This window comes from Ruegeria sp. N7, from assembly GCF_056531345.1.
In genome coordinates this window covers 66,754-87,907 of sequence record NZ_JBQFLR010000001.1, presented here as the reverse complement: position 1 = coordinate 87,907, position 21,154 = coordinate 66,754, and the positions used below count along the sequence as shown (strand labels likewise).

Genomic DNA, 21,154 nt, shown 5'->3' with positions numbered 1-21,154 from the left:
CCCATCAGCGGGGCTTTTTTCTGGCGTCAGTCTGGTCTTCCCCGCCGACGTTCAGAGAGTTCGCGGATCACCACCTTTGCCTCTGGTGTCGGTGCCTGCTCGACCCGGCGATAATCCGATCCATCCCGGTTCCGTGTCAGCAGCCCACATGAAATCATGGTCCGGCGCAGGGTTGCAGGGTCATCAAAACAATGTTCGGCATTGAGGCACGTGTTGACCTCACCCTCTTGCAGCACCGCGGCTGCCGGTACCGCAGACCAGAGCCCCCACAAGGACAAAGTCTGCACCGATCGTTTTGACGGCCATTGCCGAAGTCTGCCCTGCCCGTCGAACAGGTGCAGTGTGCGCTCAACCGTGCGCATGTCAGCAGCCGGCTGTTTCAGGCGGGTCTCGATCCGCCGGGCAGCGGCACTGGTGGCGCGCATATGTTGCACGTTCTGAAACCCGGCGGCACGAGCGACCATGTTCATCAGGTTCAGGTGCGACGGGCTGGAGTCGCCAAGTTGTTGGGACAGGATACGCACGAATCCGGTCAGATCATCGGCGTGCAAGGGTACAGGAGTTTTGCTCATCACAAATCCATATCGGGCGTTTTGCGCGATCGTTGGTCGTTGACTTGACGAAACAACGCCCTGATGGTTGCGATAGTTTCACATACACTGGCAGGTTTAGCACTCTGGGTAAGAGCAGCGACGCCTCGGTGTCTGCCGACCGTATCCAACGGCTAGCACAACACTCATCACCCGCCAAGAGGATAGAAAGATGGATCAGGTCGAGCCGGGGGCCAGCCGTTCAGCCATCCAGCCGTCGATCCGCGCGATCTGCTCGGCATTCAGTCGCAGGCCCAGCTTGTTGCGCCGCCAGACGACATCTTCGGCGGTCCGTGCATATTCCTTGTCGATCAGCCACGCGACTTCCCGCGCGGTCAGGGTTGCGCCAAAATCCTCGCCCAGATCAGACAGCTGTTGCGCATCCCCAAGGACATCTGTTGCTTCGGTTCCATAGGCCCTGATCAGGCGTGCAGCCCAGGCGGCACCCAGAAACGGATACGCGGCTTGAAGCTGATCAGTCAGGGCTTCAACTGCGTCAACCGGAAAGTCACCGCCCGGCAGCGCCACACCAGCGGTCCAGGGGCCCGGCATATTTGGAAAGAATTCACCAACCTTCTCCAGAGCACTTTCCGCGAGCCTGCGATAGGTGGTGATCTTGCCGCCAAACACGTTCAAAACAGGCGCCCCACCCTGCGCATCGACTTTCAGCGTGTAATCTCGCGTTGCTGCGGTGGCACTGCTGGCACCGTCGTCATAAAGCGGCCGCACACCAGAATAGGTCCACACAACATCTTCGCGGGTCACAGCGCGCCTGAAATACTTCGATGCGAAGGCGCACAGATACTCCTGTTCGACCTCGGTACAGACGGGTTTCGTGTCAGGGTCCGGGTGATCCTGATCCGTTGTGCCGATCAAGGTAAAGTCCTGTTCATACGGAATGGCGAAAATGATGCGGCCGTCTTCGCCCTGAAAGAAATAACACTTGTCGTGGTCATAGAGCCGGGGTGTCACAATATGGCTGCCCCGAACAAGCCGAACACCCTCGCGTGAGTTCACACGGATCTTGGTCTGGATGATGTCCCCGACCCAAGGGCCACCCGCATTGATCAGCATTCTGGCCCGAACAAGACGGGTTTCGCCGCTGCTGCGATCACGAATCGATACCTGCCAAAGGTCGTCCACCCGCTCGGCCGAAATCACCTCGGTTCGCACCATGATCTGCGCACCGCGCGCCTCGGCGTCGCGGGCATTCAGAACCACCAACCGTGAATCTTCGATCCAGCAATCAGAATATTCGTATGCCGTTTCGAACTTGTCCTGTAGCGGGACGCCTTCCGGTGCCGATCGCAAGTTCAGCGACGTGGTGCCCGGCAGAATTTTGCGACCACCCAGATTGTCATACATGAACAAACCCAACCGGATCAGCCAGGCCGGACGCCGCCCGCGCATCCACGGCATGACCGTGCTGAGCAGCCGGGAGGTCGGCGTTTCCGAGTCAAATCGCATGTCCTTGTGGTATGGCAGTACAAAGCGCATCGGCCAGCTGATATGCGGCATCGCGCGCAACAGGGTTTCACGCTCGATCAGGGCCTCGCGTACCAGACGGATTTCGAAATACTCCAGATAGCGCAAACCGCCATGAAACAATTTCGTCGAGGCTGATGACGTGGCCGAGGCCAGATCATTCATCTCTGCCAAAGCAACTGACAGCCCGCGACCAGCAGCATCCCGAGCGATGCCGCAACCATTGATCCCACCACCGATGATAAAAAGGTCCGTTGTCTGAACGTCCGCTGACTGCATGCCAATGATTCCTTGTCAGGATGGATGATAGGCATTTGCCAGAACATCCTTCGTATGGTCAATGTTTATGTTCGAATTTTTTCGCTTTGCAACACTAACCTGAAATTTTCTAACACCTTCCTTGCTAAATCGGCCAAAAAGAACAAAAACGAAAGAAACACTTCAAGTTTGGAAACACCATGTCCCTGTCTTTTCGCCAATCTGACATTCTGGACATTGCCGGGGCCGAAGGCCGCGTCACCGTTGACGGGTTGGCCGAAAGATTTGGTGTCACGGTCCAGACGATCCGGCGCGACCTGACCGAGTTGGCCGAGGCAGGTAAACTGGATCGGGTGCATGGCGGCGCGGTGCTGCGCTCGGGCGTGTCAAACATCGGATATGAAGACCGCCGTGCCCTGAACGCCGACGCCAAGACCCGTATTGCACAGGCTTGCGCCATCGATATCCCCGACGGCGCATCGATCTTCATGAACATCGGAACCTCGACCGAGGCCGTGGCGCGGCAATTGCTGAACCACAAGAATCTGATGGTTGTGACCAACAACATGAATGTCGCAAACATTCTGATTGAGAACCCGGATTGTGAGGTCGTCATGGCCGGTGGCGTTCTGCGGCGCACCGACGGCGGGTTGATCGGAAATCTGACCGTATCGACCATTCGGCAATTCAAATTTGACCTTGCCGTAATCGGCTGTTCAGCTTTGGACACTGACGGAGATCTTCTGGACTTCGACTTTCAGGAGGTACAAGTCAGCCAGACCATCATTGCGCAGGCACGCCGCACATTTCTGGTTGCCGACCATTCAAAGTTTTACCGCTCGGCCCCGGCGCGCATCGCTTCTTTGGCTGAAATCGATGCGATTTACACGGATGCGCCGTTACCTGGCGATCTGCACCTGCGCGGTCAGGAATGGCAAACGGACATCGTCCTGTGTAACTAGCGGACATTAAGAATAGTCCCCAAATTACCGCGCCGCTTGCCAGATGCCACCCGGCCTGACACTATCGTTTGCATAAAGATATGTGCACGGGAGGGGAGCACCGGGCCATGATTGCGCTTTTATTTGCGTTACTTACTGCCACGATGGGGCTCAACTATTTCAACATGACGAAGGCAGGCAATGCGCTGTTCTTCCTTACGATAGCCCTGAGTATCTACTGGTTGAAATTCCACGCCACCAGTCAGCTGACAATTCAGCTTTGAGGGCCTCATCATGACACCCGAACTGTCACGTACACTAAACGCGATCGGAATGCTGGCCGTCAGTCTCGTTCTGGCGCTGGCGTTCTTCTATCAACTTGTCCTTTACGAACTGCCCTGCCCGCTTTGCCTGTTGCAGCGTGTCGGCTTTGTAGCCGTCGGCGTCGGGCTGGGCCTGAACCTGCTTTATGGCGCGCGACCGCAGCACTATGCCATCATGCTGATTGCAGCTTTGTATGGCGGCAGTGTTTCGATCCGGCAAATCCTGTTGCACATTGTGCCTGGAACCGGCCACTACGGATCGCCCGTTCTGGGGCTGCACTATTACACTTGGGCGGGCATCGCCTTTTTCCTTGTCCTGCTGGGTACTTCGTTCATGCTGCTGTTTGATCGCCAATATGACTCGGGCGCGGCCAGCGAGGTACGTTTTGGGGGAAACAAGCTGGCCAAAACCGCCTTCTTTGTCATGCTGGCACTTGCCGTACTGAACGCCGGTTCAACTCTGCTGGAATGCGGACCGGGCGTTTGTGATGACCCGCCCACGGATTACAAGTTGATTGACGAACTGAAAACGAATGATTGAGGATACCCTAACCTTCCCCTGATGGAGGCACACAAATGGGACTATTGGGCCAGCCGCTGGGCTATTATGACTATCTGACATTGGTCGCGCTGATCCTGCTGCTTGCAGCAGTTATGGCGCTGTTCCTGTTCATTATGGGCCTTCCGGGGCGGATCGCGATCAAACGTAATCATCCCCATGCCGAAGCCGTAAAGATCATGGGATGGATGGGGTTTTTGGCTGTCGTGCCTTGGGTTCACGCCTTCATGTGGGCTTTCCACGATGGCGTCACGGTCGATATTCGCCGCGGCCCGGACGAGGAAAAAGATGCCATCCGCGATGAAATCAAACGCCTGGGCGGTAGGGTCAAACCCGAATACCAGGATCGTCTGGACACAGATGACACACAACCCAGTTAAGACCGAAGGACCCTAATTCCTATGTTCGTCGCCCTCGGCATCACGCTGTTCTACATCATTTTCGTCTGGCTCATTTTTTTCAAGCTGGAATGGCTGAAGTTCAACATTGCCTGGGGCATTGTTTCGTTCTGGGTGGGTGCACACCTGCTGTTGATCTTCCTTGTGGCATTGCGCTTCTTTCAGCCGTTTTCAGCAGACAGCCACGTGGTACGTTCGACCATACAGATCATCCCCAAGCTGACACAGCCGACGATTCTGTCCGAGGTTCTTGTTGAACCGAATACACCGGTCGCAAAGGGCGATCCGCTGTATCGGTTCGATGATACGGTGTTTTCGCTGGCGGTCGATAATGCGCAGGCCCAGTTGGTGGCGGCACAGCAGAATGCCAAAATCCTTGAACAGGATGTCATTGCGTCGACCGAAGCTGTCGAACGGGCCAATGCGCAATTGGCCTATGCGCAAACCCAACAGGCGCGGTATGAGAATCTTGTTCCGGCCGGAGGCGCCCGTCAGGACGATCTGGATCGATGGAACGAACAGGTGACGGAAGATCAGGCCGCCGTCAAACAGGCTGGGGCCAACCTGACCAAGGCTCAACTGGCGCTGGAATCGCAGATTGACGGCGTGAACACGGGCATCCTTCAGGCGCAGGCGCAATTGGCCGAAGCCGAGTATTTTCTGGAAAACACAACAATCTATGCGCCTGAAAATGGCATGATCGTCTCACAGCAGGCCCGCCCCGGATTGGTAGTCGGTGACGTCCGGTTGGGTGCGATTGCCAGCTTCGTGACTGATGAAAGCCCTTATATCCTTGCCACATTCCGCCAGCAGAACCTGAAATTTGTCGAACCGGGACAAGAGGTCGAAGTCGCGCTTGATCTTTATCCCGGTGAAATCCTGACGGGCAAGGTCGAAGCGATCTGGTGGGCCACCCGTCAAGGGCAACTCATCCCGTCGGGCCGCCTGCCCGGTTTCGAGCTGCCCAAACTGCCCGGTCGGATTGCGGTTCAGATCACCGTCGATGTGCCGGAAGACCACATCTTCCCAGCGGGCGGCCATGCCGCTGTGGCAATCTATACAGGCCAGGGCAAAAGTTTTGAGTTTCTGAGGCGCATCAACATCCGCCTTTATTCCTTCGCCAACTTCATCCGACCCCTGGATATCTGAGGATGCGCGCCATGACACTCCGCAGGTTGTTGGGAACCGCCATTTGCGCCGCCACTCTCGCGGCTTGCACACCCGTTGGACCGGATTTTGTGCGCCCCAATTCACCTGTCGTAAAACAATGGATTGAGGTCAACAACCCCAGCGCCGGTCAAAGCGGGCTGACCTCGCGCAGTGCGCCTGTCGTGAAATGGTGGCAGACATTCAATGATCCGACCCTTAACAAACTGATTGCCGAGGCCTACGCCCAGAACCTGACACTTCAGGTCGCTGGTGCGCGGGTTTTGCAGGCGCGCGCGCAACTGGGTATCGCCTTTGGCGAGCTTTACCCGCAGTCGCAGGCCATAGGCGGCTCGCTTGAACGGCGCCAGATCAGCGACAATCTGGGGCCAATTTCGGATGTCAATCGCGTCATCCCGCTGGATACCGAATTCTCGACCTCGCAAGTCGGCTTCGATGCCCAGTGGGAGCTGGACGTCTGGGGTGCCCAGCGGCGCGGTGTTCAGGCGGCGCGATCCAACCTGGCCCTGCAAGTGGCGAATTACGACGACGCGTTGGTTACGCTGACCGGGGACGTCGCCGCGCTTTACGTCAATATCCGGGCGTTGCAGGAGACGCTGGCAATTGCGCGCGAGAACATCAAATTGCAGCAGGACTCGGCAGACCTGACTCAGCTGCGGTTCAACAATGGCGTCACCACGGAACTGGATGTGCAAGAATCCACCGCCCTACTGAACAACACTAAAGCGCTGGTACCGGAACTGGAAAGCGACCTGCAACAGACCAAGAACGCGCTTGCGGTGTTGTTGGGCACGACACCTTCACGCATGACCGGTCTGTTGGGCAATACCGGACGCATTCCATCGGCCCGAGCAAATGTGGCTGTGGGCGTTCCCGCTGAATTGCTGCGCCGCCGCCCGGATGTGCGCGCGGCTGAACTGGCGGCAGCCACGCAGTCGGCGCAGGTGGGCATCGCGATGGCGGACCTGTATCCCCAATTCATCCTGTCAGGCGCAATCGGTCTGCAGGCATCTGGCGGGCGCGATCTGTTCGGCGGTGGCAGCACAACCGGACTGGCCAGTGCCGGTGTGGTCTGGAATGTGCTGAACTATGGCCGCATCAAGAACAATGTTCGCGCGCAGGACGCCGCTTACCAGGCGCTGATTGCGAATTATCAGAACACTGTGCTGACCGCTTATTCCGAAGTTGAAAGTGCCATGGTCGCTTATGCGCAGGCACGTAAGCAGGTCGGGTTCTATCAGCAAAGTGTCGAAGCCTCACGCAAAGCTGCCGAAATCGCCGTCAGCCAATATACAGATGGCATTGCCGATTATTCGCGCGTGCTGAACACCCAGACCGCACTATTGCGGTCGCAGGCCAATCTGATCGAGGCGCGGCAGCAGGTATCCAGCAACCTGGTGGCGGTTTACAAGGGTCTGGGCGGCGGATGGCAAATCCGTCAAAATCAGGAGTTCCTACCTGAAACTGTCCTGGCCGAGATGGCCTATCGCACGGATTGGGGCGATCTGCTGCAGAAAACCCCAACCCGCGCAAGCCTGAATTAGGTGCTACTTGGTTAACCCGCGCAACCCGCCCGAGATCAGGATATTAACCTCATAGAGGATGCGGGACGCGGCCAGCCCGCCGGGGCTGGCCAGATAGTTCGGGCTCCATTCCGGATCGAACTTCTGCTTGAACGCACGGAGACCCTCAAAATGGTAGAACTGTTCGCCATGTTCGTAAACGAACCCACCGATGCGGTTCCAAAGCGAAGCAAGCTGACGGTTTTCGATCCCTGAAAACGGTGCGGCACCCAGTGAAAACCAGTGAAACCCCTGCTGCGCACCCCAATCCATCATGTCGGCGAAAAGAGCGTCCATGACGAAACTTGGGCTATCGGGTTCATAACGCATGAGGTCCAGTGACAGCTCGGACTTGTTCCCTCCTTGGAACAGATTGGCAAAGGCCATGATCTTGCCGGTGTTGCCATCACGCAGGATCGCATGATCGAAATAGGACAGGTATTGATCATCAAATCCCCCCAGTGCAAAGCCTTTTTCTGCACCGGCCTTTTGCGCAAGCCAGCGGTCTGAAATCCCACGCAAATCTGACAACAGAGGCCTCAGTTCTTCCTTCGGAATGATCTCGAACACATATCCTTCGCGTTCAGCACGGTTCTTGGCCTGCCGGAATCGCTTGCGCGACTTTCCGTCCAGCGAGAAGTCGTGCAATGACACCCGCGCAACCTCGCCAATCTTCAGGATCGACAGTCCAAGATCCAGAAAAGTCGGCAGATATTTGGTCGAGACACTGTAGAACGCACAGAGTTTACCTTCGCGATCCGCCATTTCCCGAAGCTGCCAAATCAGTTGCTGCCCGGCCCTCTCGTCACCAACCGGTTCTCCTTTTGAAATCAGCGCATTGCCCGTGTCTGCATACGCTAAGAATGCGGTCTCATCCGGTGAGATCAGGAATTGCTTGTCACCGGTGAGCGAGATTTGCGACTCCGTATCCTCACTCTCCATCACCAGCCGCTCGACAACCTCTGGGATTTCAACCCGCTGTGGTGTCGGAATCTCACGCCCGAACAGAGAGTTCACGGCAACAATGCCCACGATCACGGCTACAACAAGGCTGGACCGCAGAAAGCGCGAGGCGTCACCGTTCCAGGCAAACTGCCACCACAGATCGTTTTGGTATTCGACATGCGAATATGCAAACAGCCCGATCCAGAATATCACCGCCAACAGAACCACGACACTGATCAGCCATGGGATGTTCAGCCGAAATATCGACGCACCACTGACCCGGTAGAACGCGCCACGAAACATAGCCAGCAGCCCAATCGTTCCCAGCATCGAAAACGCCTCGTGGATGTCGAGCCCCTTTGCAAGCGACGCAAAGAACCCCACCCCCATCAACACCATCGCAACGACCCATGCCCGGTAGAGCTTGCGGAACAACCCGCGCGACACCAGCAATAGCAACACCCCAACGACACTGCCTGCAAGATGCGAAGCCTCGACAAACGAAAGCGGCAGCATATCTTTCAGTGTGCTGAGCTTTTGCGCCCCCGCTGGCAGCGCGCCCGACACCAGCAAGATTACCCCGGCCACCGCGGCAACCCCGGCCGCGACCATCGGAACCATGGGACGGATCACGCGATAGACCCAGATGGCGGCACCGCCGATCATGTGTCTTTGGGTCAAGGCAGATGCAACGGCAATGGAAAGGCTGGTGACTGCAAATGGCAGAAAAGTGTAAACCACCCGATAAAGCAGCAACGCAGCAATCACATCCGAACGGCCTGACGCCCCCAGACCGGCAATCAATGTCGCCTCAAACACGCCAATCCCACCCGGCGCATGGCTCAGGATTCCAACGGCAATGGCGGCGATATAGATCGTGAAGAAATACGGGTACCCGACACCCAGATCATCCGGCATCAGTACGTAAAGCACCATGGATGCGCCAAACAGGTCCCCAATGGCAGCCAACGTCAGCAGGCCCGCCAGTTTACCTCCGGGCAAATCGAAACCGACGCCCGCAACAGCCAACCGCCGGCCACCGCTGGACAGCCAAATGAACATCGCAACAAATGCAGCCAGCAAGCACAACCCTATGGTGGTTTCGACCGTTTCGCTGACGGGCATCACCTTGGATATTCCATCCGGGTGCAGGGTCAGCAATAAGCCCAAAATCAGGATCAGACCCATCCAGAACGCCACCCACGAGGTCGCGATTACGCCAGCCACCCGGCCAAGGTCCAAGCCAAGCGACGCGTATATCCGATACCGGATCGCGGTTCCCGTGATGTAGGAAAACCCAAGGCAGTTCGACACCGCGTATCCGCTGGCTCCGGCCATCCCCGCCACAGGTAACGGCACCTTGCCATCTGCCACGCTCTGTACCGCGAACACATCATAGAGCGACAGCGACAAAAAGCTGAACGCTGTCCAGCACATCGCAAAAACCATCAATTTCCATGATGTCGCCGAAATATCGGTCTGGACATCCGACCATTTCACATGGGCCGACAGATCGTGCAAAACCGAAAGGGCAATCCCGGTAATAACGACCGGTATCGCGATGCGCAGCCAGGGTTTTTCCAGCAGACCAGCAAGTCGTTCGGCCCACTGTCCGGCCAAAGGTTCGTCACCATTTTCAGATGTGGTCATGCCGCAAGCCTTCCGGAAATACTGAACCCTTAGTCAGCAAGCGGCCTACCTAAGGGTAAGTCGCACCCTGTCTACTCACAAACTCTGGCACAAGTCGCATTCATCTCAAAGCACTAGAGCCGCCCCTTGCGTGTTGACAGCAGCAGGTTCGTTTCCGAACGTGTAACGCCGTCGATCCTGCGAATATGAAACAGAACCTCGTCCAGTTCGGCCAGAGTTTCAGTACTGATTTCGGCAATCAAATCCCAACTGCCGTTGGTCGAATGGACCGCCGTGACCTGCCGCATGGCTCCGATCCGGGACATCACGCGCTCGGTGCCACGCCCCTCGATTTCCAGCATCATCAGCCCACGTACCGGGCTTTGCGCCAGATCCCGACGCGTCAACACGGTAAAACCAACGATCTCTCCGGATTGCTTGAGCCGTTGCAAACGGCTGCGCACCGTAGTGCGGGTCACACCAAGTGTTTCTGACAGCTCTGACAGGCTGGCGCGCGCGTCACGTTGCAAGGCGCCCAGCAGACGACTATCCAATTCGTCCATATTACCTTCTCATTAAGGAGCTTCCTGATCCATTTTGAGCATTTTGTGCTCTTCACGCAAGACACAGTGACGGCCTAAATGGACCACATGGAACGCAAAAACATCATTTTAGTCGGCGCGCCGATGGACGCCGGGAAACGGCGTCAGGGTTGCCGAATGGGTCCTGACGCATATCGCGTGGCCGGGCTGGATCAGGCCTTGGCCGATCTTGGTCACTCCGTTTGCGATTGGGGCGACGTGCAACCTGAAAAAACGGACCTGCCCGAGCATCCGCACCTGTTCGCGCTGCCCGAATGCGTCGGATGGACGCAAGCGCTGAGCAAGACCGCACTGACAGCAGCTAAACAGGGCATTCCAATCTTCATGGGCGGCGATCACGCATTGTCCATGGGAACCGTGACCGGGATGGCCGCCTATGCTGCTAAGGTCGACCGCCCACTGTTCGTTCTGTGGCTGGATGCCCATAGTGACTTTCACACCCCCGACAGCTCAGACAGCGGCAACCTGCATGGCACACCCGTCGCCTATTTCACAGGAAGGTCGGGATTCGAGGCGCTTCCGCCCTTACCCGCTGTCGTGCCAACGGACCGAGTCGGCATGATTGGCCTGCGCTCTGTCGACCCGGCGGAACGTTTGGCGCTGGAACAGGACCGCGCCATGCTGGCCGACATGCGCAGCATTGACGAACATGGGATCAAGGCGCCGTTGCTGGCGTTCCTGGATCGCGTGAAAGCCGAAAACGCTCTTCTCCACGTCTCGTTGGATGTTGATTTCCTGGATCCGGCCATTGCCCCTGCCGTCGGCACCACTGTTCCCGGCGGTGCGACCGAACGCGAGGCTCATCTGGTCATGGAACTGCTGCATGAAAGCGGACTGGTCAGTTCTCTGGATCTTGTCGAACTGAACCCGTTCCTGGATGAACGTGGCCGCACCGCAAAACTGATGGTCGATCTGGCCGCCTCACTTATGGGCCGTCGCATCTTTGACCGCCCCACCCGGAGTTTCTGATGACCCAACCTTCTGAAAAGGCGCTCGTGCCTTTCGTGTCCGTCGACAACATGATGCGGCTGATTCACCACATAGGTGTCGAACAGATGATCGTACAGATCGCCGATCAGATCGAATCCGATTTCAAACGGTGGGAAAGCTTTGACAAGACCCCGCGCATTCCGGCGCATTCACCCCACGGAGTGATTGAACTGATGCCCACCTCGGATGGGGAGGCATATGGGTTCAAATACGTGAACGGACATCCCAAAAACACCTCCGAGGGTCTGCAAACTGTGACCGCATTCGGATTGCTGGCGGATGTTTACACCGGGTATCCCACTCTGCTGACCGAAATGACGATGCTGACTGCATTGCGCACGGCGGCGACGTCCGCTCTGGTCGGGCGCTATCTTGCCCCAAAGAATGCCACGACCATGGCCATGATCGGCAATGGGGCGCAGTCCGAATTCCAATGCCTCGCTTTCAAGGCAATGTGCGGGATCGACACTGTCCGGCTTTACGATACCGATCCCGGTGCAACAGCGAAATGCACCGCAAACCTGCAAGGCAAAGGCCTGACGGTCATCCCATGCAAGACGCCGGAAGACGCTATTGAAGGTGCTCAGATCATCACCACTTGCACGGCCGACAAGAAATACGCCACCATCCTCACCGACAACATGGTCGGCCCCGGCGTCCACATCAACGCCATCGGTGGCGATTGTCCCGGCAAGACTGAATTGCATCGCGATATCCTGCTGCGCTCAGACATCTTTGTCGAATACCCCGAGCAAACCCGGATCGAGGGCGAGATTCAGGCGCTGGATGCCGATCATCCTGTGACCGAGATGTGGCAGGTTATGTCCGGTGCCGCCAAAGGGCGCACCGACGACCGCCAAATCACCCTGTTCGACAGCGTTGGGTTCGCGATCGAAGATTTCTCAGCCCTGCGCTATGTCAAGCAGGTGATCGAAGGCACCGCGTTCTTTGAGCCTCTGGACATGTTGGCCGACCCGGACGATCCGCGCGACCTGTTCGGAATGCTGATGCGGGCCGGTTAGGCGCGCCTAAGGGGGCTCTGCCCCCGCCGCCCGTGCCGGGCGCCTCCCCCGGGATATTTGTTGGCCAGATGAAGCAGGGGATCCCTTCTTCATCTGGCTTTAAATATCCCGGAGCGCGAGGCAGAGCCTCGCATCCTACCTACCCCGCAAGCGATGGCAGGTAGAGTACAATACCAGGGAAAGCCACGAGCATTGCTATGGTCAGCGCGTCGGCCACGAAAAAGGGTGTCACACCCCTGAAAACATCCTGAACACTCAAATCCGGTCGCACCCCGGCGACGACAAAACAGTTGAGTCCGATGGGCGGTGTGATCAGGCAGAATTCGGCCATTTTGACTACCAGAATTCCGAACCAGATCGCGCACATAGGGCCGGACATGCCAAACGCACTGTCTGCGGCACTGACAGATTCACCACCGTTCAGCGCCATGACCGCCGGATAAACAACAGGTAAGGTCAAGAGCAGCATTCCAATCGCATCCATGAACATGCCCAACACGGCGTAGGCAAGAAGAATACAGATCAGGATCAACATGGGCGACATCTCGAGCCCGGTTATCCAGTCAGAAAAGGCGCCCGGAAGATCTGCGAACCCTAGAAACCGCACATAGATCAGAACGCCCCAGATGATCGAAAAGATCATCGCAGTAAGCTTGGCCGTCTCTAGCAACGCGGATTTGAACTCGCTCCAACGCATGCCGTGAAACAGCGCGAAGCAGAAGACAATGAAGGCGCCGATTGCGCCGCCTTCCGTCGGCGTGCCCCACGCTTTTTCACCAAATGGGTTATAGACAAAGCAGATGATGATCAGGATGACGGCGACAATAGGAATGGCTCCGGGAAGGGCCGAAAAGCGCTGTTTCCATGTAAAGCCTGTGACCGGAGGACCGACGGATTTAAATATCACAGCGATCCCGACAATCAGCACGGCATAGATGATCGCTGAAAACGCGCCCGGAATGAACCCCGCCAACAGCAGCTTCCCGACATCCTGCTCGACGATGATCGCGTAGATCACCAGAATAGCCGATGGTGGAATCAGTGATGCCAGCGTTCCTCCGGCGGCCACCACACCAGCAGCAAAGCGTTTGTTGTAGCCTACCTTCAGCATTTCCGGGATCGCGATGCGGGCGAAGACGGCAGAGGTGGCAACCGAGGCACCCGACACCGCGGCGAAACCAGCAGTGGCGAATACGGTTGAAACCGCCAACCCTCCGGGAACCCATGCGACCCAGCGTTTTGCAGCTTCAAACAACGCCCGCGTGAGACCTGCGTAATAAGCCAGATACCCGATCAGGATAAAGGTCGGGATCAGGCTAAGAGTATGAGAGGCAACTTTGGAATGCGGCACTTGCCCGGCGGTTTTGACCGCAACAGTCAGCGCTTTACCGAACCGCGCCGGATCATACCCAAACTTGGCCCAAAAAATCCAAACAAGTCCAATTAGCCCGGCCAAGCCCGCAGCAAAGGCCACGCGCATGCCGACCACGACAAAGATCAGAAGCCCGCCCGTGACCCAGAGGCCAATTTCAATCGTGTCCATAAATCAGTCCTGCCCTTCGAACTGTTCGGCCTCAGCCGCTGCTTGTGCTGCCGCGTCCTGTATCAACGGAACGGCGACCGGAGCTTCCAATCCCAGCCATAGTGCGCGGCCATATCCCCAGACCTGCAAGGCAAGCCGCAGGCACAGAACGGAAAACGCGATGGGGGCCAGTAGTTTCGCGGGCCACAACGGAATTCCGATATCAATGGAACTGTCCCGGCTCCAAAATGGTGCGCCCAAATCAAAGGATCGGTCGAAGTGAGACCAGCTGCCCCAAACTAGCGCAAGCATCAGAAGCAGGATCAAAACCACCGAGACCAGTTCGAACAACCACAACCCTCTGCCGTGAAGGCGCGACAGAACGATGTCCATGCGGATGTGGCCACCGTCGCGTTGAACATAAGAAATGCCAAGAAATGCGATCAATGGCATCGCCTGTTCGATCCAGTCAACATATCCTGGCAATGGGGCATTCAGGGCATTGCGCCCACTGACCGAGATAACGGCCAGGACCATCAGGCCAAATACTGCCAAACCACTGATGAGCGCGAGAAAACGCTCCAGTTTCAACAACTGCTGATCCAGCTGGCTCAGACGACTTCCGTCCACCAGCACTGTGGCCTGTCCTGCCATTCCAGTTTTCCCCAATATTGGTGTACCGGGTGCCTGGCAGGCACCCGGGTTCAGGATCAGTTGCCGCCGCGCTGTTGCGTCAGCGTCATCTGCACGAGATCAAAAAGATCCTGCGCTGGCAGCCCCTGTTCCGTCATTTCCGCGATCCACTTTTCACGGATCGGGTCGGCTGCTTTGGTGCGGAATTCTGCAATCACGGCATCATCAATCATGACTTTCTGGACACCCTTTTCTTGCAGAACACTGTCCCATTGCTCGAGCAATCCGTCGTAATTTGTCAGGTAGTGGTCAATCGCCTCATCAATCGAGCTATCCAGCGCCTCGCGATGCGCAGCCGGCAGAGCCTCGTAAGCGTCAATGTTGACCACGACCGGGCAGTTTACCGTTCCCGGGTTCAGGTTAGCCGTCCACCAGTCGGCTTCGTTGATCGTCCCGAAAGACAGATGTGCGTGCTGGGCAAAGGCCACGGTATCGACCACACCGGATTCCATTGCATTGAACGCTTCGGTTGCGGGAACTGATGTCGGAACGCCTCCGACTGCCTCGAAGGCTTGCCCCAAACCACCAGTGGCCCGGACCCGCATTCCTTCAAAATCAGCCAGTTTATCGCGCGGCTCGCCGGTGCCGACCAGATTATACTGTGGCATAGGTGAGGTCATGATGATGCGGGCGTTCCATTGGGCCATCTCATCCTTGACTGCGGGGTGGTCATATACCGCATGGCTTACCGCCACCTCCTCCTGCAAGTTGTTCACGCCGAGAAAAGGCAACTCCAGAACGGTAATCGCGCGGTTTTTGTCGCGGTGGTAACCCGCACAGAACTGAGCCATCTCGAATGCGCCGATTTCAATACCGTCCAGATTTTCACGCGGCTTGGACAAACCGCCATAGCTGACATTGATGGTGAATTCGCCACCGGTTTTTTCACTGACAAGCTCGGCCAGTTTTTCAACATGTTCGGTGAAGGCTCGACGCTTGCCCCAGACCGATGCGTTCCATTCAGTAGCAAAAGCTTCGCCGACAAAGGCAAAGCTCAGGGCGGCGACGGCGGCGCCGCTCAACATGTTTTTCATCATTTGATCTCCCATTGATGCGCCTCCTCCCGAGGCGCTTGAGGATCAAGCTAGCGCCAACATTCTAATGTGCCAACCCTGCGCTGGTAATCCGCCGGCCTCGGAAGGAGTTCCCGCTTGGATTGCGCACGAAGAAAAACCAGATGTTCACGGACCGACACCCGCTTATGCCAAGCATCGCAGGCAGGAAATGTGTTACACATATCCATTTATTTTAAATGCGTTTTTACGGAATTTTCGAACTTTCTTTACTACGTGCGACCATAGTTAGAAATTTCTTTACAAATAAATTCAGGGATTCCGGCAATTTATTTATTTATTTTCAGAACTCGGTAATATTCGACCTCGGGGAGGAACGGGATCGACATTGCCGGACCAAGTGGCAAAAAATATCCCAACGAAATCCAGTCCAGAGGGAGGAGCCTCAAAAATGACCACCGCTGCCCAGGCAGATGCCAAGACCTATCCGCCATCCGCAGAAACCGTCGCACGTGCGCATGTTGATGCCGAAAAATATGCCGACATGTACGCCGCTTCGATCAGTGACCCCGACGCATTCTGGGGCGAGCAAGGCAAGCGCGTTGACTGGATCAAACCCTTCACCCAGGTCAAAGACGTTAACTACGATTTCGGTTCGGTTAAGATAAACTGGTATGCCGATGGCACCTTGAATGTTTCGGCCAACTGTCTGGATCGCCACCTGAAAACCCGCGGTGATCAAACGGCAATCATCTGGGAGCCGGACGATCCAAATGATCCGGCTCAGCATATCTCTTACGCGGAGTTGCACCGCCGCACTTGCCGCATGGCAAATGTCCTTGAATCTTTGGGTGTGCGCAAAGGCGACCGCGTTGTCATTTATCTACCGATGATCCCCGAGGCGGCATATGCCATGCTGGCCTGTGCGCGGATCGGCGCAATTCACTCTATCGTTTTTGCAGGCTTCTCGCCGGACGCGTTGGCGGCCCGGATCAATGGCTGTGACGCCAAGGTCGTCATAACTGCGGACGAGGCTCCGCGCGGTGGTCGTAAAACGCCCCTGAAATCCAATGCCGACGCGGCGCTGCTGCACTGCAAGGATACCGTCAAGTGCCTTGTCGTAAAACGCACCGGTGGTCAGACCACCTGGATCGACGGTCGTGACTTTGATTACAACGAAATGGCCCTTGAGGCGGACGACTACTGCGCACCAGCCGAAATGAGCGCCGAAGATCCGCTGTTCATCCTATACACCTCTGGCTCGACCGGTCAGCCAAAAGGCGTTGTTCACACAACCGGCGGCTATCTGGTTTACGCCGCAATGACGCACGAGATCACCTTCGATTATCACGAAGGCGACGTGTATTGGTGTACGGCGGATGTGGGCTGGGTCACCGGCCACAGCTATATCGTCTATGGCCCGCTGGCCAACGGTGCGACCACGCTGATGTTTGAAGGTGTACCAACCTTCCCAGACGCCTCGCGTTTCTGGCAGGTCTGCGAAAAGCACAAGGTGAACCAATTCTACACCGCGCCTACAGCGATCCGCGCCCTGATGGGTCAGGGCAAAGAGTTTGTCGAGAAATGCGACCTCAGCGATCTGCGCACTTTGGGAACCGTGGGCGAGCCGATCAACCCGGAGGCCTGGAACTGGTACAACGATGTCGTCGGCAAGGGCAAATGTCCCATCGTGGATACATGGTGGCAAACTGAAACCGGCGGTCACCTAATGACCCCCCTGCCCGGCGCCCATGCAATGAAGCCCGGATCGGCAATGAAACCGTTCTTTGGCATCGAACCTGTGGTGTTGGACCCTCAGTCCGGCGTTGAGATCGAAGGTAATGGTGTCGAGGGTGTGCTCTGCATCAAAGACAGCTGGCCCGGCCAGATGCGCACCGTCTGGGGCGATCATGAGCGGTTCGAAAAGACCTATTTCTCGGATTACAAAGGCTACTACTTCACTGGTGATGGCTGCCGCCGCGATGAAGATGGCGACTACTGGATCACCGGCCGCGTGGACGATGTGATCAACGTGTCGGGCCACCGCATGGGAACGGCCGAGGTGGAAAGCGCACTGGTTGCGCACGCCGCCGTGGCAGAAGCTGCTGTTGTCGGATATCCTCATGAAATCAAGGGGCAAGGCATCTATTGCTATGTCACTTTGATGAATGACCGTGAACCAAGCGAAGAGCTCCGCAAGGAGTTGCGCACCTGGGTCCGGACCGAGATCGGACCGATCGCCAGCCCCGATGTGATCCAGTGGGCCCCGGGCCTGCCCAAAACACGCTCGGGCAAGATCATGCGTCGCATCCTGCGCAAGATTGCCGAAAACGATTTCGGTTCGCTGGGTGACACTTCGACACTGGCCGACCCGTCGGTGGTCGAAGACCTGATCGAAAACCGCGCGGGCAAGTGAGGATGTGATGGACGCTGCTACGATCACCACACCCGCAGTACTTATCCTTCTCGGCCCTCCGGGCGCCGGGAAGGGCACGCAGGCCCGGATGCTGGAAGAGAAATTCGGACTTGTTCAACTCAGCACGGGTGACCTGCTGCGCGAAGCCGTTGCCGCAGGCACCGACGCAGGCAAAGCCGCCAAAGCCGTGATGGAAGCCGGTGATCTGGTCAGTGACGAGATCGTCATTGCGATCCTGCGCGACCGTATGGCGCAACCAGATTGCGCCAAGGGTGTCATTCTGGATGGGTTCCCACGCACAACGGTTCAGGCCGAGGCGCTTGATGGTTTGCTTGCGTCCAATGACCAAAAGATCAACGCAGCAATCAGCCTGGAAGTGGAAGATGCCGAAATGGTGATCCGCATCTCGGGCCGCTATACCTGCGCGGGCTGCGGTGAAGGGTACCACGACCAGTTTAAGAAGCCTGCCGAAGACGGTAAGTGCGACAAGTGCGGCAGCACCGAATTCAAGCGCCGCGCGGATGACAACGCTGAAACCGTGGCTTCGCGCCTGGCGGCTTATCACGCACAGACCGCGCCGTTGATCACCTACTACGACAGTCACGGTGTTCTGAAACGCATCAATGCTATGGGCAGGATCGAAGATATCGCAGGCGATCTCGAAGGGATCGTCGGCGACGTAATGAGTTAAGGGGAGGAGAAAAGCCACAAGGCTTTGATCCTAAAAAGAATACTTCAAAAGACCGCCTTGGCGGACTGGTGGAGTTTTGCCTGTCACCACACGGTGTTGGGCATTGTCGAGAAGCGGACCGACGCACTGGAGGAGTTGGGCACCGGGCCGCCAAACGAGGAAGCGAAGGAGGAACCCGCAATGGCGGATCAATCTACAAACTCCGCGCAGGCAGCCGAAGCCGACAAGGGCTATTGGCAGGCCAACCTGCGCCTCATCTACATCAGCCTCGTGATCTGGGCGCTGGTGTCATTTGGATTCGGCATCCTGCTGCGTCCGCTGCTGTCGGGCATCGCCGTCGGTGGTACTGATCTGGGCTTTTGGTTCGCTCAGCAAGGATCGATCCTGGTCTTTCTGGTGCTGATCTTCAACTACGCCTGGCGCATGAACAAGCTGGACGCCGAACACGGCGTGGATGAAGAGTAAGGGAGAGCGGGGATAATGGATCAGTTTACCATCAACCTGCTGTTTGTCGGCGCATCCTTTGCGCTGTACATCGGCATCGCGATCTGGGCCCGCGCGGGTTCCACATCAGAGTTCTACGCCGCCGGTCGCGGCGTACACCCGGTCACCAACGGTATGGCGACAGCGGCAGACTGGATGTCTGCGGCCTCGTTCATCTCGATGGCGGGCCTGATTGCCTTTACCGGCTATGACAACTCGACCTTCCTGATGGGGTGGACGGGTGGCTACGTGCTGTTGGCCCTGCTGCTTGCGCCTTACCTGCGGAAGTTCGGCAAGTTCACCGTATCGGAGTTCATCGGCGACCGCTTTTACAGCCAGACAGCACGCATCGTTGCGGTGATCTGTCTGATTGTTGCATCGGTGACCTACGTTATCGGTCAGATGACCGGTGTTGGGGTTGCCTTTGGCCGCTTCTTGGAAGTGTCGAACACCACCGGGCTGTTGATCGGTGCAGGCGTTGTGTTTGCCTACGCGGTGTTCGGAGGGATGAAGGGCGTGACCTATACACAGGTCGCTCAGTACTGCGTGCTGATCACCGCCTACACCATCCCTGCCATCTTTATCTCGCTTCAGCTGACCGGCACTCCGATTCCGGCGCTGGGTCTGTTTGGCGACACTGCAAGCGGTGTACCGCTGCTGACCAAGCTGGACGGCATCGTGACAGAGCTGGGCTTCAACGAATACACGGCCCATCACTCGAACACGCTGAACATGGTGCTGTTCACCCTGTCGCTGATGATCGGTACCGCCGGTCTGCCGCACGTTATCATGCGCTTCTTCACCGTTCCCAAAGTTGCTGATGCACGCTGGTCGGCTGGTTGGGCATTGGTCTTCATCGCGCTGCTGTATCTGACCGCTCCGGCTGTTGGCGCAATGGCCCGTCTGAACATCACCGACATGATGTGGCCCAATGGTGGCATCGAAGGTGGTGCCGTTACAGTCGAACAGATCGACAATGATGCTCGGTACGACTGGATGGCCACATGGCAGAAAACCGGTCTGCTGGATTGGGAAGACAAGAACGGCGACGGCAAGATTCAGTACTACAATGACAAGTCTGAATCGATGCAGGCGATTGCGGAACAAAAAGGCTGGGTCGGAAATGAGCTGACCAAGTTCAACCGCGACATCCTGGTTCTGGCCAACCCCGAGATTGCCAACCTGCCCGGTTGGGTGATCGGTCTGGTCGCTGCTGGTGGTCTTGCGGCTGCTCTGTCGACTGCTGCCGGCCTGCTGCTGGCGATTTCGTCAGCCGTGTCTCACGACCTGATCAAGGGCGCAATCAACCCGCAGATCTCGGAAAAAGGCGAGCTTCTGTCGGCACGGATTGCGATGGCTGTGGCGATTGCTGTAGCGACCTGGCTGGGTCTGAATCCTCCGGGCTTTGCGGCACAGACTGTTGCTCTGGCCTTTGGTCTGGCGGCAGCCTCGATCTTCCCGGCACTGATGATGGGGATCTTCTCGACCCGCATCAACAACACCGGTGCTGTTGCAGGTATGCTGGCAGGTCTGGTCGTTACACTGGTCTACATCTTCCTGCACAAGGGATGGCTGTTCATTCCCGACACCAACTCGTTCACCGATGCCGATCCGTTGCTGGGTCCGATCCAGTCGACCTCGTTCGGCGCTGTCGGTGCCATGGTCAACTTCGCTGTCGCCTATGTTGTGGCTGGCATGACCAAGGAAACTCCGCAGGAGATCAAGGAACTGGTCGAAAGCGTTCGCATTCCCCGTGGTGCGGGTGCAGCTCAGAACAAGTGAGCATGATGCGGTCGTTGGCACTTGCCTTCGACCGCATCTTTCGATCCACTACTCCCGCCCGGCATACCACTGGGCGGGATTTT

The 21,154-nt window shown here is 57.1% G+C and carries 19 protein-coding genes; 12 read left to right on the top strand and 7 right to left on the bottom strand.

Annotated features, from left to right (window positions below; genetic code table 11):
* Nucleotides 1-26 precede the first annotated feature (26 nt).
* Nucleotides 27-572, bottom strand: a complete 546-nt coding sequence (locus ACR0ES_RS00420; RefSeq protein ID WP_480565097.1) for a DUF2087 domain-containing protein — start codon at nucleotides 570-572, stop codon at nucleotides 27-29.
* Between the two features lie 195 nt (nucleotides 573-767).
* Nucleotides 768-2,354: a glycerol-3-phosphate dehydrogenase gene (gene glpD / locus ACR0ES_RS00415; protein ID WP_480869186.1), complete on the bottom strand. Its 1,587-nt coding sequence runs from the start codon at nucleotides 2,352-2,354 to the stop codon at nucleotides 768-770.
* Nucleotides 2,355-2,533: 179 nt separating this feature from the next.
* On the opposite strand from glpD, the gene ACR0ES_RS00410 reads away from it, so the two are divergent.
* From ACR0ES_RS00410 to ACR0ES_RS00385, 6 genes are all read left to right on the top strand, one after another.
* Entirely contained in the window at nucleotides 2,534-3,295 is a 762-nt protein-coding gene (locus tag ACR0ES_RS00410) for a DeoR/GlpR family DNA-binding transcription regulator (RefSeq protein ID WP_480869184.1), read from the top strand.
* 107 nt (nucleotides 3,296-3,402) lie between these two features.
* Nucleotides 3,403-3,558: a DUF5993 family protein gene (locus ACR0ES_RS00405; RefSeq protein WP_209595994.1), complete on the top strand. Its 156-nt coding sequence runs from the start codon at nucleotides 3,403-3,405 to the stop codon at nucleotides 3,556-3,558.
* 10 nt (nucleotides 3,559-3,568) lie between these two features.
* Complete coding sequence (locus ACR0ES_RS00400) at nucleotides 3,569-4,138, top strand: disulfide bond formation protein B (RefSeq protein WP_480472351.1); 570 nt, start codon at nucleotides 3,569-3,571, stop codon at nucleotides 4,136-4,138.
* A gap of 35 nt (nucleotides 4,139-4,173) precedes the next feature.
* Nucleotides 4,174-4,536: a DUF3302 domain-containing protein gene (locus ACR0ES_RS00395; protein WP_267366156.1), complete on the top strand. Its 363-nt coding sequence runs from the start codon at nucleotides 4,174-4,176 to the stop codon at nucleotides 4,534-4,536.
* Nucleotides 4,537-4,557: 21 nt separating this feature from the next.
* The gene (locus ACR0ES_RS00390; protein WP_267366155.1) at nucleotides 4,558-5,703 is read left to right on the top strand and encodes an HlyD family secretion protein; all 1,146 of its coding nucleotides are present in this window, start codon (nucleotides 4,558-4,560) and stop codon (nucleotides 5,701-5,703) included.
* A gap of 11 nt (nucleotides 5,704-5,714) precedes the next feature.
* Nucleotides 5,715-7,265: an efflux transporter outer membrane subunit gene (locus tag ACR0ES_RS00385; RefSeq protein WP_480869182.1), complete on the top strand. Its 1,551-nt coding sequence runs from the start codon at nucleotides 5,715-5,717 to the stop codon at nucleotides 7,263-7,265.
* Nucleotides 7,266-7,268: 3 nt separating this feature from the next.
* On the opposite strand, the gene mprF is transcribed toward ACR0ES_RS00385, so the two are convergent.
* Entirely contained in the window at nucleotides 7,269-9,878 is a 2,610-nt protein-coding gene (mprF, locus tag ACR0ES_RS00380) for a bifunctional lysylphosphatidylglycerol flippase/synthetase MprF (protein WP_480772602.1), read from the bottom strand.
* A 113-nt stretch (nucleotides 9,879-9,991) separates the two neighbouring features.
* Complete coding sequence (locus ACR0ES_RS00375) at nucleotides 9,992-10,420, bottom strand: Lrp/AsnC family transcriptional regulator (protein ID WP_480472343.1); 429 nt, start codon at nucleotides 10,418-10,420, stop codon at nucleotides 9,992-9,994.
* 87 nt (nucleotides 10,421-10,507) lie between these two features.
* Between ACR0ES_RS00375 and rocF the strand changes: the two genes are divergently transcribed.
* Nucleotides 10,508-11,428, top strand: a complete 921-nt coding sequence (gene rocF / locus ACR0ES_RS00370; protein WP_480537670.1) for an arginase — start codon at nucleotides 10,508-10,510, stop codon at nucleotides 11,426-11,428.
* Nucleotides 11,428-12,471, top strand: coding sequence for an ornithine cyclodeaminase (locus ACR0ES_RS00365; protein ID WP_480869180.1), 1,044 nt, complete (start codon nucleotides 11,428-11,430; stop codon nucleotides 12,469-12,471). The genes rocF and ACR0ES_RS00365 overlap by 1 nt, the downstream gene beginning before the upstream one ends.
* A gap of 139 nt (nucleotides 12,472-12,610) precedes the next feature.
* Here ACR0ES_RS00365 and ACR0ES_RS00360 read toward each other — a convergent pair whose 3' ends face one another.
* Genes ACR0ES_RS00360 through ACR0ES_RS00350 form a run of 3 tightly spaced genes read right to left on the bottom strand, consistent with a single transcriptional unit; the run spans nucleotide 12,611 to nucleotide 15,720 of the window.
* Entirely contained in the window at nucleotides 12,611-14,014 is a 1,404-nt protein-coding gene (locus tag ACR0ES_RS00360; protein ID WP_480869178.1) for a TRAP transporter large permease, read from the bottom strand.
* Between the two features lie 3 nt (nucleotides 14,015-14,017).
* Nucleotides 14,018-14,647, bottom strand: coding sequence for a TRAP transporter small permease (locus ACR0ES_RS00355; RefSeq protein WP_480505486.1), 630 nt, complete (start codon nucleotides 14,645-14,647; stop codon nucleotides 14,018-14,020).
* A 56-nt stretch (nucleotides 14,648-14,703) separates the two neighbouring features.
* On the bottom strand, nucleotides 14,704-15,720 hold the full coding sequence (locus ACR0ES_RS00350) for a C4-dicarboxylate TRAP transporter substrate-binding protein (RefSeq protein WP_480869649.1): 1,017 nt from the start codon (nucleotides 15,718-15,720) through the stop codon (nucleotides 14,704-14,706).
* 430 nt (nucleotides 15,721-16,150) lie between these two features.
* On the opposite strand from ACR0ES_RS00350, the gene acs reads away from it, so the two are divergent.
* The 4 genes from acs (at nucleotide 16,151) to ACR0ES_RS00330 (ending at nucleotide 21,071) form a co-directional block, all read left to right on the top strand.
* The gene (gene acs / locus ACR0ES_RS00345) at nucleotides 16,151-18,115 is read left to right on the top strand and encodes an acetate--CoA ligase (RefSeq protein WP_480869176.1); all 1,965 of its coding nucleotides are present in this window, start codon (nucleotides 16,151-16,153) and stop codon (nucleotides 18,113-18,115) included.
* A 7-nt stretch (nucleotides 18,116-18,122) separates the two neighbouring features.
* The gene (locus tag ACR0ES_RS00340) at nucleotides 18,123-18,806 is read left to right on the top strand and encodes an adenylate kinase (RefSeq protein WP_480869174.1); all 684 of its coding nucleotides are present in this window, start codon (nucleotides 18,123-18,125) and stop codon (nucleotides 18,804-18,806) included.
* Nucleotides 18,807-18,986: 180 nt separating this feature from the next.
* Nucleotides 18,987-19,271, top strand: a complete 285-nt coding sequence (locus ACR0ES_RS00335; RefSeq protein WP_209504901.1) for a DUF4212 domain-containing protein — start codon at nucleotides 18,987-18,989, stop codon at nucleotides 19,269-19,271.
* A 15-nt stretch (nucleotides 19,272-19,286) separates the two neighbouring features.
* Nucleotides 19,287-21,071 (top strand): sodium:solute symporter family protein, encoded by a 1,785-nt coding sequence (locus tag ACR0ES_RS00330; protein ID WP_480481301.1) that lies wholly within the window; start codon nucleotides 19,287-19,289, stop codon nucleotides 21,069-21,071.
* Nucleotides 21,072-21,154 lie beyond the last annotated feature (83 nt).